At 50.9% G+C, this 13,478-nt stretch carries 10 protein-coding genes; 7 read left to right on the top strand and 3 right to left on the bottom strand.

What is annotated here, in order from left to right:
• Positions 1-10 precede the first annotated feature (10 nt).
• A complete protein-coding gene (locus tag WC490_02790) occupies positions 11-2,728 on the bottom strand; it encodes an AAA family ATPase (protein ID MFA5097537.1) in 2,718 nt (905 codons plus the stop codon).
• Between the two features lie 109 nt (positions 2,729-2,837).
• Between WC490_02790 and WC490_02785 the strand changes: the two genes are divergently transcribed.
• From WC490_02785 to WC490_02765, 5 genes are read left to right on the top strand one after another with little or no spacing between them, the layout of a single operon-like run.
• The gene (locus WC490_02785; GenBank protein MFA5097536.1) at positions 2,838-4,493 is read left to right on the top strand and encodes an S-layer homology domain-containing protein; all 1,656 of its coding nucleotides are present in this window, start codon (positions 2,838-2,840) and stop codon (positions 4,491-4,493) included.
• Positions 4,494-5,468 carry a hypothetical protein gene (locus tag WC490_02780; GenBank protein MFA5097535.1) on the top strand — a complete coding sequence of 325 codons (975 nt, stop codon included), beginning with the start codon at positions 4,494-4,496 and terminating at the stop codon, positions 5,466-5,468.
• Between the two features lie 11 nt (positions 5,469-5,479).
• Entirely contained in the window at positions 5,480-6,259 is a 780-nt protein-coding gene (locus WC490_02775) for an S-layer homology domain-containing protein (protein MFA5097534.1), read from the top strand.
• Complete coding sequence (locus WC490_02770) at positions 6,243-6,839, top strand: hypothetical protein (protein MFA5097533.1); 597 nt, start codon at positions 6,243-6,245, stop codon at positions 6,837-6,839. Before WC490_02775 ends, WC490_02770 begins: the two co-directional genes overlap by 17 nt.
• A gap of 1 nt (position 6,840) precedes the next feature.
• Positions 6,841-9,048 (top strand): ATP-binding protein, encoded by a 2,208-nt coding sequence (locus WC490_02765; GenBank protein MFA5097532.1) that lies wholly within the window; start codon positions 6,841-6,843, stop codon positions 9,046-9,048.
• Here WC490_02765 and WC490_02760 read toward each other — a convergent pair.
• Positions 9,045-9,266: a hypothetical protein gene (locus WC490_02760; protein MFA5097531.1), complete on the bottom strand. Its 222-nt coding sequence runs from the start codon at positions 9,264-9,266 to the stop codon at positions 9,045-9,047. The two genes, WC490_02765 and WC490_02760, sit on opposite strands and share 4 nt — an antisense overlap.
• A 107-nt stretch (positions 9,267-9,373) precedes the next feature.
• Here WC490_02760 and WC490_02755 point away from each other — a divergent pair, with 107 nt between their 5' ends.
• Both WC490_02755 and radA read left to right on the top strand, forming a co-directional pair.
• Complete coding sequence (locus WC490_02755) at positions 9,374-11,863, top strand: ATP-dependent Clp protease ATP-binding subunit (protein MFA5097530.1); 2,490 nt, start codon at positions 9,374-9,376, stop codon at positions 11,861-11,863.
• Positions 11,860-13,215, top strand: coding sequence for a DNA repair protein RadA (radA, locus tag WC490_02750; protein MFA5097529.1), 1,356 nt, complete (start codon positions 11,860-11,862; stop codon positions 13,213-13,215). Before WC490_02755 ends, radA begins: the two co-directional genes overlap by 4 nt.
• On the opposite strand, the gene WC490_02745 is transcribed toward radA, so the two are convergent.
• A complete protein-coding gene (locus WC490_02745) occupies positions 13,212-13,448 on the bottom strand; it encodes a hypothetical protein (GenBank protein MFA5097528.1) in 237 nt (78 codons plus the stop codon). The two genes, radA and WC490_02745, sit on opposite strands and share 4 nt — an antisense overlap.
• Between the last annotated feature and the right edge of the window lie 30 nt (positions 13,449-13,478).

The following is a 13,478-nucleotide window of genomic DNA, read 5'->3' as shown; positions in this document are numbered from 1 at the left end:
GGATCTTATGTTAATCCGCCACCTTTACTAATTTCATCGAAACAACTTTAGAGATCCCCGGCTCTTCCATTGTCACTCCGTAAAGAGTGTCCGCCGCTGACATGGTCCTTTTGCTGTGCGTGATCACTATTATCTGGGAATGCCGGGAAAAGTCCCGTAGCATCCTGGTAAAGCGCAGGACATTTATTTCGTCAAGCGCGGCGTCCACTTCGTCCATAAAGCAGAACGGGGACGGGCGGGTCTTCATCAGCGCGAACAGAAGGGCAATAGCGGTAAGGGCTTTCTCTCCGCCAGACATCAGCGAAAGGGAGAGCCATTTTTTTCCGGAGGGTTTGGCCATTATCTCTATTCCCGCCTCAAGCGGGTCGCCTTCCAGCAGGGTTATCTTTGCCTCGCCGCCCTCGAACAGGCTGGAGAAGATCTCGGTAAAATGCGCGCTTACGGACTCGAGGTTTGCAAGAAAACTTTCCCTGGCTTCTTTATCAAGCTGTCTGATCAGTGTGTTAAGATTGTCCCTTGCCGAAACGAGGTCCGCGTACTGGCTTTCTATAAAAGAAAGGCGGTCCTTGGAAGCTTCGTATTCTTCTATTGCCAGCAGGTTGACCGCTCCAAGCGCCCGTATCCTTGCTTTGAGACCTTCGGTCTCCTCCTTGGCTTTCCCCATATTGGAAGGGCTTTCAAGATCGCTTTTTTCCACTTCCTCGACAGTAAGGCCGTACTCCTCGCGAAGCAGCGCCTCCGTTGTCTGCCACTCGCCCTCTATCTTGGCCAGGGTCACCTGCTCCCTTGAAAGGTTGTCCCTAAGGGCCCGGTCCTCTCCCGAAACCGACCTCATCTTTGCCTCCAGTTCTTCCAGAAGGCCGTTCAAGGACCCTTTTTCCTTGACGAGTTCCTGCAGGCTTGCGGCAAGCCGCTCTTCGTCCTCTTTTAGCGAGGGCAGGCTTGCTTCAAGTTCGAGGGCTTCTTTTTCGCAGCTCTCCAGCCTGGAGGAAAGGTCTAAAGTCGAGGCGTTCTTTTCTTCGGCCTGGCGCACAAGATAGGAGAGCTCTGTTCTCAGGTTCTCTATCTCTTCTTTTTTTGAGGCATATGTCTGCTCATAGTTCTTAAAGCCGGCCCTTATCTCCGCCAGCTCCAGGATCGCTTTTTCCTTCTGCAGCGTAAGTTCCTTTGTTTTTTGCTCCATCTCCGAGCATTTTTCGGCGGCTTTGCTTGCCCCCGACCTTATCTCCTCAAGCTTGATGCCTTCCTCTGCAGCTGCGGATTCCAGTTCTCTTACCCTTGCCGCCTTCTTATCGATGCTTTCCTTAAGTATGGACAGCTCTATCTCTATCTTTTTGTTGATCTCAAGCTTTCTCTCCGAGATGCGGCCGATGAGCGATTGCTCCACCGAAGGCACCAAGAGCAGCTCTTTCTCTATGAACTCTATGTCGCTCTTAAGGCCGCTGAGGTTTTCGGCAAAGGAGGTGTCCTGCTCAAGCGATTGTCTTGCGAACTTGATCTCCAGTTCCAGTTCCGAGATCCTGTGTTTTTTTGAGGAAAGCTCCATCTCTTTTTCTACGACGGGGTTCTTAAGCGAGTTCCAAAAGCCGATGGACTCCTCGATCTTTGAGGAAATTGAGGCAAAGTTCTTTTCCGCTTCTTCAAGCACCCGCTTAGAAGCTCCGAAACCCTCGGTAAGGCCGGCAAGGGAAGCTTCTTTTTCCTCAAGCCTGGGTTTCCTCTGAGATATCCCGTCCTCAATGGAGGCGGCCTCGTTCTTAAGGGCAGATATCCGTTCCTTAAGCTGGAGCGAACGCTCCCTGTTGATGGCCACGGTGCTCTTTGCGGACTCGATTTTTTCTCTCAGCTTAGAGGACTCCTGCCGGGTCTCGTCCGTTGAGGCTTCTATGGCCCTGATCCGGTCTTTAAGGCGGACCCTTTCTTTCTCATCTTTTTCAACATCGCTCATGGCCCCGCTGCTTTTGCTCTCAAGTTCGTCTATCCTGGCCAGGCAGTTGTCTTTGCGCTCCTTCAGGCTTTTGAGGACCCTTTTCGAAAGTCCTATCTCTATGTTCTTAAGCTCTTCTTTCAGCGCAGTGTACTCTCTTGCTTTTTCGGCCTGCGAGGCAAGGGTCGCTATGGCATCCTTGATCTCTCCTCTCAGATCGTTAACCCTCAAAAGGTTCTGCTCCGTGGCTATCAACCTGCGCTCGGAGGCCCTTTTCCTGAACTTGTATTTGCCGATGCCGGCGGCCTCTTCAAAAAGCTGCCTCCTGTCCTCCGGTTTTGAAAGAAGGATGGAATCCACCTGACCCTGGTTGATTATAGAGTAAGCCCCGCCGCCTATGCCCGTATCAAGGAAGAGTTCCTTTATGTCCTTGAGCCTGCAGGGGTTCTTGTTGAGGAAAAACTCGCTCTCCCCGGACCTGAAAATGCGCCTTTTTATGAAAACTTCGCTAAAGTCCGTCTTCATCTTTCCGTCCGCGTTGTCTATTGTGATAGAGACTTCAGCCATGGAAAGGGCTTTCTTAAGCGAGGTTCCGGCAAAGATCAGCTGGTCCAGGCTCTCGCCGCGCATTTCTTTTATGCTCTGTTCTCCTATCACGAACCGTACGGCATCTATCACATTGGATTTTCCGCAGCCGTTAGGCCCCACAATGCCTGTTATAGCGCTGGAAGGGTCAAAATCAAGTGAAGTTTTTTCCGCAAAGGTCTTAAAGCCTTTTATTGTCAGGTTTTTAAGGAACAACGGTAAATCCTTCCTCCTAATTTTAGATTATAGCATAAGGCTTAAGATGCCTTGCCCGATCATGGCGTTTTTATTTGAAAAACACCGTCCCTGTGCTATAATTTTCCCAATGAAAAAGCTGTTTTCAGCCCTTTTATTTTCACTGCCGGTGTGCGGTCTTGCAGTGCAGGTTTTATTTCAGGCTCCCGGTCTAGCCGCAAAGCCCAAAAAGACTACTCTTGACAAGCCTCTTGAGGTGATAACTGTTCAGCATCCTCCAGCAAAATACACGGCTTCAAGCGACCTGGTGCTGCTGCAGGGCAGGATCAAACCCTCGAACAGGTCGGTGCTTTTGACAGTCAACGGCAGGAAGGTCCCGCAAAAAGAGAACGGACGGTTTGAAGCGGCGCTGATATTAAGGAGCGGAAAGAACCTGGCCAGGATAAGCGCCCTGGAGGCATCGGGCAAAAAACAGATAGTGGAAAGCAGGATGCTCAGGACAATAAAATATCCGGATATGGAAGAGCTCTATCTTGGGAGGCTGCACTGGGCCAGGAAGGTCGTTTCGGAAATGGCAACGGCGGGGATCGTTGAGGCTTTTCCCGACGGCAGCTTTATGCCCGATGAACTGGTTACCAGGGGAGAGTTTGCCACCTGGCTCTGCCGCGCAAAGGGCCTGCCGCTGGGCCAGTTCTCCTACACTCTGCTGCCGGATGTTCCTCCGGAGCACTGGAGGTCGCCTTACATTTATGCCGTCCTTGGCAAAGGCTATATGGATCCGCTGCCGGGAGGTCTGTTCGGGATCGACGAACCTCTTTCGAGATCGGATGCGGGCTACTATCTGACAAAAGCGGTCGGCATACAGCCGGTCCTGGAAAAGTCTCAGTCGGATACGATAGAAGCCTACCTTGATCAGGTTAAGAAAGAGAACCTGCAAGCTGCCATTGAAGAAGGTTATATCATAGGAATTTCCCAGAGGGCAAAGGTGTACGATATTGACAGGAACATGACAAGGGCGGAAGCCGCCAACATGATCTCAAGGATAAAAGAGGCCAGGAACAAGATCAGTCTTGTTCATGACTGGAGCAAAGGATTTGACGAAAAGGTCTTGTGCGAGGTTAACATTGCCCCGGCTGTCACGGCAAAGGCAAGCCCGGATGCAGTTTATGCCGACGGGGTTACAAAGGTGGGTCTTTACGCAAAGGTGGTATCTGAAGTCGGCACTCCAGAAGTGGTTGTCGTCAAGGCTGACATGAGGCAGCTGGGAGGCCCGGCTGATGCTGTCATGTATGATGACGAAAGCCACGGGGATGCGGCTGCCGGGGATGGGATCTTTTCTCTAACTTTTCCGGTAGGGACGGAAATACCCGCGGGAGCAAAAATCATACAGGTAGCGGCAGTTAACAAATGGGGGCTGTCTTCTTCTGATACAGCAAGGCTGCGTGTATTTGCCTTGAACAGGCCCCCGATCATATTGAGCAGTATCTCATATCCATTTGCCGTAAGGCCGGGAGGGGCAGCTGTCCTTGCCGTAAGAGTTGAGGACCAGGACGGGGCTTCTGACATAGAATCTGTAAGCGCAGATCTTTCGGCGCTTGGAGGGACCTCCAAAGAGATCCTTGTCGACAACGGGACCAGCGGGGATGTTAAGAGCGGTGATCTCATATTCATGAAGGAGATCAGGGTCCCGTCCGGCATCAAAAGTTCCAGTGTTCCCATTCCTGTTGTCGTCAGGGACAAAAAGGGGGGAGCATCGGAAGGGCAGATAAAACTGGATATTTTATAAATGAACAGATCACTGACACGCATGATTTTTGCTGCTGTACTGGCGGCGATTACGCCGGCAGCGGTTTCTGCTGCGCTTTCGGACTACGGGGTCAACGCTTTTGATATCTCTGTAGGAGCCAGGCCTCTTGGGATGGGCGGCGCTTTTACCGCTGTAGTTCAGGACGGCAACGCGGTCTTTTATAATCCGGCGGCCCAGGCCGGTCTTGGCGAGATCTCATTTTCTTTCAGGGACGCAAAAAATCTCTCCATCCTGCAGGTGTATCCGACCGATATAGGCACCATCGGGTTCGGGCTTGTGTCAAGGTCGTTCAAGGACCTTTCCACCCCGGGGGGGCTTGTGTCCAATTCGAACAGCTACGGCACAATAACCTATGCAAAAGAATTCCCGGGATATTCGATAGGTGCCGGGCTCAAACTGCTCCTTAACGAAGAACTGCAGACCCCGGTCTCTGTACAGAACGGTTCCGGCTGGGACCTTGACCTGAGTGTCCTTGCCTTTCCCAACAGCTGGTTGAGTCTGGGAGCCGTTCTTCAGAACGCGCTGCCAAAAGGCGCCATGGGAGGAGGAAGCATTGTCTGGAACAGCGGAGACTCAGAAGGGATCCCTCTTGTCGTAAGAGGCGGTACAAGCGCAAGGGTGTTCGGGGACAGTTCATACCTGGGATATTCTTACCCCGGCAGCCTGCTGCTTGCCGCAGACCTTGAAGGTTCTATCTCTTCGGGGACCAGACCTCTGATCCTGCATGCCGGCGCGGAATGGAGTCCCAACGAATCCCTGTTCCTGAGGACGGGCATAGACCAGAGGCTTAGTGTAAAAACGGTGGAAACAGGTTTGACCCTTGGGGCCGGCTTTATTTTTAACGGCTGGAGACTGGATGCGGCCATGAACCCTTCGATCACCACGGGAGGCAGCCTGGTATTTTCCGCATCTTATGTTCCCGAGGAATCGGCTGGCAAAAGAAAAAAAAGATAAGGTATTTGAAGGTGTTCTCTCCGCAGGACGAATCCTCTACCGAAAATGACAGGGTCTTGGTCAGCGGAGAGGCAAAGGGGGTAAGGGCCAAGGTCAACGGCCTGGATGTATATGTCGCCTCCGACGGCATATTTTCCGTTGAAGTGCCTCTTGATATTGGAAAGAACAAGATAGAGATCACGGGAGAACATGAGAAACAGAAGATCTCTTTTTCCAGGCGTGTGTTAAGGAAGGTCGCGGTAAAGATACCGGAACTCAAAAGGCTTGAGCAGGAGAGATCAGCGGTCCTGAAAAAAGAGGACGAGGTAGTCAAAAAACAGGCGGAAATAGCGTACAAAGAAAGGGCCAAAGAGCTTTCGGAAGCAGAAAAGGCAAGGCTTGAAAAGGAGAAGCAGGAGCTGCTTGCAAGGCAGGAGCGCCTGGAAAAAGAAAAACAGGCCGTGGAGCAGAAAAAGGCCAAGGCCGAGAGCAAGAAACAGACCCTGGAAGGACTTGCAACGCTAGGAGTGATCCAGATCCCTGCAAAAAAGGAATTTGAAGCGGAAGAAAGGATAACCAGGGCTGAGCTGGCTGTCTGGCTGGTCAGGGCCCGCTCGCTTGACCTTGCTCGAGTGGACAGAGCCCCGTTCCCGGATGTCCCGGCCGATTCCTGGTCCGCACCTTACATAAAAACTGTAGCTCAGATAGGACTGATGAAACCGTTTGCGGACGGGAAGTTCCATCCACAGGAAGGAATAAGGGAATCCGAAGGAATGGAGATCCTGAAGAAATTTGATGAACTTAAAAGATAGAAATAGGCCGGTCGTCTTAATTGCCGCGGCGCTGCTGGCCGTATTGCTGCTGTTTCAAGGCCCCGCTTTGGCCGCGCCGCAGCCGGACAAGAAAGAAAAGTACATAACCAAGGGAGAGATGGCTGTTATGCTTTCCGCCACGGACTTCATGAAAAAGAAGATCTCAGACCTCTTCAATGTTGCGATCGGCTACAATCTGGTCCAGCTTAACAGGGCAACGATGGCACCGGTCATCAAGTATGTAAAAGTAACCCCGGCTAGGATCAACGCCGACGGGATATCGGTTTTTGACCTCATTGTCAAGGTAGAAGATCCCAACGGACTAACGGATATTAAAGATGTCAGGGCTGACATATCCAGCCTGGGAAGGCTATCCAATATGAAACTTGTCGACAACGGTCTTTGGGGCGACGGCTCCCCCAACGACGGCGTCTTTACGCTCCAGAGCAGCATCAGCGCCAAGACCCCTCCGGGAGAAAAAGAGATACTTATTGCGGTCGCCAATAAAAAAGGCTGGCTTTCTATGACAAAAGCGAATATAACGGTGCGTGAGCAGGCGCCGGCAGGAGCAGCACAGTAAAGTGTTCTCAACGATCACGATAATAAGCATCTTTGTAGAGATATTCGCTTCCGGCATCCTTGCGGTAGGGTCATATGTTCTCTTCCGAAGGTTCCTGGAAAAAGGAGAAAAAGGAGATCTGTATCTTTCGCTGCTATTCCTTTTTTTCACGGTTTTTGTGGTGGGTACGATTGCTTCACAGATGCTCTTCAATATAGGGGCTCAGCTCTCGACCCTTATGCTTTTGCAGAAGGCCGTCTATTTGAGCCTGCTGATCTGTGTCTATTTTGTTTTCAGGTTTGCCTGTGAAAAGTTCAAATACAGGTCGCTTACGGCAGCCGCACTCATGGCCGCGGCGCTTGCCTATACCGGATATCTTCTCATTTCTACCCCGGTGAGCCTTGCCTACAGGTTCGATGTCATAGAGCCCGCCATAGAATCTGCGGCAATGCTGCCGATCAGGGTGCTTTGGACAGGCATCTGGGCCCTTCTGGGAATGAATTATCTGATAAGGACCCTTAGATCAAAGGACCAGAAAGAGAAGAATATAGAATACCTGTGCGGGATCTCTTCCGTTGCCATAGCGGCAGCATACATCCTTACAGTGTTCTATGTTTCTTACGGAGCAAGCCTGTACCTTCTTTTGTCCTGGGTGATAGCCCTTTTTGCTTTTTCAATGTTCCTGCTGGGCAACCTTATCCCGCCGACCGACGATCTTGCCCTTAAGCCCCTCAATTTTTTGCGCACAAAAATACTGTTCAAGTTAGTGCTCATCTTTGTGGTGCTGATAGTGATAATTGTGGAGGCTACCACCCTGGCCACTATAGCTGTTTCAAGAGCGTCTTTGCTAAAGGCCATTATCGAGACAGACAACCAGATAGCTCTGGGAGTGGTTGACAAGGTCAATTATTACATCGACAGCGAGAACAATATGGCCGGTTTGATCAAAAGGATCCAATACTCTGTGGAAGAACTCAGCTATGCCCAGAACAGGATAATATATGTGGTGGATTCGGAAGGGAAGATAGTTGCGCATCCCGACGAAAAAAGGGCCCTTGAGAGAGAAAGCATGAACGATCTTCCGTATATCAGAGAAGCGCTTTCTGGCTCCAGGGCGGGGGGGGATTTTTTGGGCAAGGACGGGGACAGGATGGTAGGTTCGTTCCTGCCTATAAGCAAGCTGGGCTGGGTAGTGGCGGTGTCGGAGCCGGCCTCACAGGCTTATTTTGAGATCAGGAAAGTGGAGACCAATTCGCTGGCCTTTGTGATAATGGGCATACTTATCGCGACCACTGCTGGGCTGTTTTTTGCAAAAAGTATAGAGGCCTCGATCAGCGAGGTCATTTCCGGCACAGAGGCGATAAGGAAAGGGAACCTCAATTATAAAATTAAGACCGGTTCCCTTGATGAAATAGGCCGGCTTGCCGGGGCCTTCAACAAAATGACGGCCGAATTAAAAGAAACTCAGGACCACCTGATAGCCTCCGAAAAACTGGCTGCCCTGGGCACGATGTCGGCGGGAATGGCCCATGAAATAAAGAATCCTCTGGTCGCGCTAAGGACCTTTACCCAGCTCATCCCGCTTAAATGGGAGGACAAGGACTTTAGGGACAAGTTTTCCGCCATAGTTCCCGTTGAGATAGAAAAGATCAATAAGATAGCCGAGAACCTGCTGAAGTTCGGCAAACCTTCAAAACCGGAGTTCAAGCCGACCAACCCCAATTCGGTGCTCGAAGAGGTCCTTGACCTTTTGGAGAACCAGTTCAGGAAGAACAATATAAGAATAACGACAAAGTTCGCCAAACTGCCGGAGATAAATGCCGATCCCTCGCAGCTGTCCCAGGCGTTCCTCAATATAATACTTAACGCTTCGCAGGCAATGGCCAACGGAGGCGAGCTTATAATAAAGACGGATGTCGGCGAGGTGATAAAACTCGGCAAGATCACAAAGGGAGGTTTTGTATCAATAAAAAAGAACGGGTCCCAGACCAACGAGAATACCATTCCGACCGTGTTTGTCGAGATATCGGACAGCGGCTCCGGAATAAAAGAAGAAGACCTGAAAAATATCTTCGATCCTTTTTACACCACTAAATCCAGCGGGACAGGTATGGGACTGCCTATAACCTTGAGGATAATCGAAGAGCATAAAGGAACTATAAAGGTAAGAAGCGAGGTTGGGAAAGGGACGACTTTTATTATTATGCTGCCGATAGAAAAGACCGCTTAGGCTATTTCGTAGACATTATTACCAATATTTCCGAGCGCGGCGTGGGCTATCTGGGTGATCCTGTTCTCTTTGTTGCTGTTGGCATCCACACCCTTCAGGGCAAGTCCTGAGATATCTATGTTCCCTCCGGTCCTTATAGCCGATACTCCCCCGTTGGGATCGAACGAAAGGCCGTGCTTGTTATTGCTAGAAACAGATAAGTTGGAACCAGCTGACATGGATTTGCCTCCCTATATATCCATCGCGTTAAAGGGCCTTGAACTTGCATGCTAATCCCCTTTATTTTCTGTTATAATTTTTCCAGAGGCGGGTACACAATATGGTAATGTTCGACAGGTTTTCCGAGCGTGCGGTCCGGGTCATCATGGCCTCTCAGGAAGAGGCCCAGAGGCTCATGGCCCATTCCCTGGGCAACGAACACATGATATTGGGTATGATCCGGGAAAAAGAGCCGGTCGTCCTTAAGACCTTTGAATTTTTCAAGGCGGAGCCCGGACGCATAAAGAGCCTTCTGGAAGAGGCGATAAAAAGCGAAGGGGGCCGTCCCGCCAGCGAGATCCCGTTCAGCGCTCAAGTAAAACATACGATTGAGCTGGCCTGGGACGAGGCCAGGCAGCTCGGCCACAGCTATGTCGGGGTGGAGCACCTTTTTATGGGGCTGCTGCGCGAGAACACGGGACTCTGCGCCAGGGTGCTTAACGACCTGGGCATCAATTATTCTACCGCCAAGAACAGGATAATAGCATTCCTGGGAGAAGAGACCGCTTATCACAGAAAGCCTCCTTCTTCTTCCGGGACGCCTGTGCTTGATGCATTTAGCCGCGACCTTACAGTTCAGGCCAGGGAAAAGAAGCTTGATCCCGTTGTGGGCAGGGCCAAGGAGATAGAAAGGGTGGTTCAGATACTGTCCCGCAGAAAAAAGAACAACCCGGTGCTTACAGGAGAGGCCGGAGTGGGAAAGACCGCCATTGTTGAGGGCCTTGCCCAAAAAATAGTGACAGGCAATATCCCTCACACCCTGATGAACAAAAGAGTAGTTTCTCTTGACCTTGGGCTTTTGATAGCCGGCACCAAATACCGCGGCGAGTTTGAGGAAAGGCTTAAAAGGATAATAGAGGAACTGCGAAAAAGCGACAATGTCATTCTTTTTATCGACGAAATACACACGATAATCGGCGCGGGAGCCGCCGAGGGCGCCATGGATGCGGCCAACATGCTTAAACCCGCCCTTGCAAGGGGAGAACTCCAGTGCATAGGCGCCACCACGCAGGACGAATACCGCAAAAAGATAGAAAGCGACGCCGCGCTCGAGCGCAGGTTCCAGTCCGTTCTTGTAGAAGAGCCCGCAGTTCCCGAGACCATAGAAATACTTAAAGGTCTTCGTCCAAGATATGAAGATTTTCACCGGGTTCGGATTTCAGATCAAGCTCTGGTGTCTGCCGCCAGACTGTCGGCGCACTACATTCCTGACAGGCATCTGCCGGACAAGGCTATAGACCTGGTGGACGAAGCTTCTGCCAAGGTAATGCTGAGCTCTGCCGTGGCGCCTCCTGAAGTGGTGGAGCTTTCTAAAGAGCTTGAGAGGATAAAAGCGGAAAAAGAGACCGCAGTAAGGGACCAGGAATATGAAAAAGCCGCCCAGTTGCGGGACAAGGAAGAAGAAATAAGGTCCAAGTACGAGGCGGCTGCCAAGAATATCGGCTCTATGGACAGGCAGGACAGGCCGGAGGTCGGCGAAGAATCGATCGCCCAGATAGTTTCTTCCTGGACGGGAGTCCCGATAACCCAGCTTACCGAAGAAGAGACAAAGCGGCTCCTTAAGATGGAAGAAGAGATAGGCCGGAAAGTCGTGGGACAGGAAGAAGCGGTCTCCGTTATAGCCAGGTCCATAAGAAGGTCCAGGGCAGGATTGAAAGACCCTAAAAGGCCCATCGGGTCATTCCTGTTCATGGGGCCTTCGGGCGTGGGCAAGACCGAGCTCGCAAAAAGGGTGGCGGAATTCATCTTTGGCGACAAGGACGCAATGGTAAGGATAGACATGTCCGAATATCTGGAATCACACACGGTATCCCGCCTGGTGGGCTCTCCTCCGGGATATGTCGGTTTTGGGGAAGGAGGGCTTTTGTCGGAGCCCGTGCGCAGAAAGCCGCATTCAGTTGTCCTTTTGGACGAGATAGAAAAGGCCCATCACGATGTAACCAACATACTTTTGCAGGTCTTAGACGACGGTAAACTTACCGATTCGCAGGGGCACACAGTGGACTTTCGAAACACCATAATCATAATGACCTCCAATGTGGGGGCAGATCTTATAAGAAAACAAACTTCTTTCGGGTTCCTTACCAGGGACGATGCAGGGGCCACCTATGACAGGATGAAGGAGCAGGTCCTGGAAGAACTTAAAAAGAGTTTTAAGCCTGAATTCCTCAACAGGATAGACGAAAGCATAGTGTTCCATCCCATAACCAAAGAAGACCTTGTCAAAATAGTGGATATCATGATAGGGGAACTTAACGAAAGGCTTGAGGCAAAAGGTTTTATTCTGGAACTTACCAAAAAAGCAAAAGATTTTCTTGCGGAAAAAGGGTACGACCCAAAATTCGGGGCAAGACCGCTAAGAAGGACCATAGAAAATGAGATAGAGGAACCTCTTTCCGAAGAAGTTCTGCTCGGCAATTTCCCCTACGGCACCAGGATAAAGGTTGACCTTAAGGATGAAAAAATAGTGTTCACCGGGAAGCCGGCAAAAAAGCAGCAGGGCAGGGCGGAAAAAACATCGGAAAGCAAAGAGGCCGAAACCCCGGTATCAAAATGAGCCCATTTGTTTGCCGGAGCTGCGGAGCGCAGTCGCCTTCATGGATAGGCAGATGCCCTGTCTGTGAAGAGTGGAACAGCTATATTGAAGAAAGTTCAAAATCCGAAACTCAAAATCCAAAACAGATCCAAAAATTCAAATCTCAAAGTTCAGAAGCGGTATCGATCGATAAGATAGATGTTCAAAAAGATCCCAGGACCTTATCGGGGATAGGGGAGTTTGACAGAGTGCTGGGCGGGGGCATCTTAAAGGGGGCTGCCGTGCTTGTGGCAGGAGAGCCGGGGACGGGCAAATCCACTCTCATGCTGCAGCTGGCTTCTTCCGTCGGGAAAAAGGGAAGGGTCCTTTATGTGAGCGGAGAGGAATCCCTTAACCAGATCAAAGTAAGGGCCCAGAGGCTGTCCGTGAACGCTCCGGGGCTTTTTATCTATACCGATACCGGACTTTTTGAAATTGAGGAGCAGATAACTCAGCTTAAACCCGATCTGGTCATGATAGATTCCATACAGACAGTCAGCAGGAGCGACATCCCTTCCGCCGCCGGCTCGGTATCCCAGATCAAGGATTGCGCCTCCTATCTGGTCCAAATAGCAAAAACCCTTAACATCCCGGTTTTCTTGATAGGGCAGGTGACAAAAGACGGCTCTGTGGCAGGCCCCCGCATCCTTGAACATATGGTTGATACTGTTCTCTACTTTGAAGGGGAGAACAGCCGCCAGTTGAGGATACTGCGGGCGGTCAAGAACCGCTTTGGCTCCACCAATGAGGTAGGGATCTTTGAAATGACGCAGGAAGGGCTTAAGGAGGTCGTTAATCCTTCAAAGGTCCTTCTTGAAGAAGGCTCTCTTGGATCTCCTGGTTCCGTTGTTTCCTGTGCGGTGGAGGGAAGCCGTCCTCTTATGATAGAGATACAGGCCCTTGTAAGCCAGTCCAAACTTGCCTATCCGAGAAGAGTGGTAACGGGACTGGACCACAACAGGTGCTCAATGATCATAGGGGTGCTCGAGCGAAAAGCCGGCATCAGGCTTTTTGAACAGGACATCTATCTCAGCGTTACCTCGGGCCTTTATGTGGATGAGCCTGCTGCGGACCTGCCGGCGGCTCTTGCGGTGGTCTCCTGCGCAAAGAACAAAGGGATAGACCCCAAAATGATTATAGCCGGAGAACTGGGATTGACGGGGGAGATCAGGAGCATTTCGAACCTGCAAAAAAGGCTTTCGGAAGCGGCCGCCACCGGTTTTACAAAAGCCCTTGTGCCTGCGATCAGCCTGAACAAGATCAAGCCTGTAAAAGGCATGGAGATAACCGGGGTCTCAAATATCAGGGAGGCTATAGACAGGTCGGCGGGTTAAGCCTGTTTGATCTCGGTTTTGATGTAAGCCATTAGCGCCAGGTCCAAAAGACGGCCCTGGTCTTCTTTGGGAAGCCGTGTTCCAAGCTCTTTAAGTTCATTGTTGAGCAGGTCCGAGGCAGCGGCCCTAAGGTCGCTTCCGGAAAAGTTCCTTTTTGTACAATTATTCTTCATGATGTTGTCCGCTGCAATTTTATGCATCATATTTTCTGCTTTTCCAGCTTTTTCTATCATTGGTCCCCTCTGTAAATAAGAGCGGGGCAG

This window comes from Candidatus Margulisiibacteriota bacterium (assembly GCA_041650635.1).
Lineage (GTDB): Bacteria > Margulisbacteria > WOR-1 > JAKLHX01 > JBAZKV01 > JBAZKV01.
Note: the sequence above shows the minus strand (reverse complement) of the source record. Positions and strands in the feature narration are given on the sequence as shown.

Excerpts from the sequence above, each read along its gene's own strand:
- radA (MFA5097529.1), top strand. The coding sequence starts at position 11,860 with ATGAGCCCATTTGTTTGCCGGAGCTGCGGAGCGCAGTCGCCTTCATGG.
- WC490_02745 (MFA5097528.1), bottom strand. The coding sequence starts at position 13,448 with ATGATAGAAAAAGCTGGAAAAGCAGAAAATATGATGCATAAAATTGCA.
- WC490_02760 (MFA5097531.1), bottom strand. The coding sequence starts at position 9,266 with ATGTCAGCTGGTTCCAACTTATCTGTTTCTAGCAATAACAAGCACGGC.
- WC490_02770 (MFA5097533.1), top strand. The coding sequence starts at position 6,243 with ATGAACTTAAAAGATAGAAATAGGCCGGTCGTCTTAATTGCCGCGGCG.
- WC490_02755 (MFA5097530.1), top strand. The coding sequence starts at position 9,374 with ATGTTCGACAGGTTTTCCGAGCGTGCGGTCCGGGTCATCATGGCCTCT.
- WC490_02780 (MFA5097535.1), top strand. The coding sequence starts at position 4,494 with ATGAACAGATCACTGACACGCATGATTTTTGCTGCTGTACTGGCGGCG.
- WC490_02785 (MFA5097536.1), top strand. The coding sequence starts at position 2,838 with ATGAAAAAGCTGTTTTCAGCCCTTTTATTTTCACTGCCGGTGTGCGGT.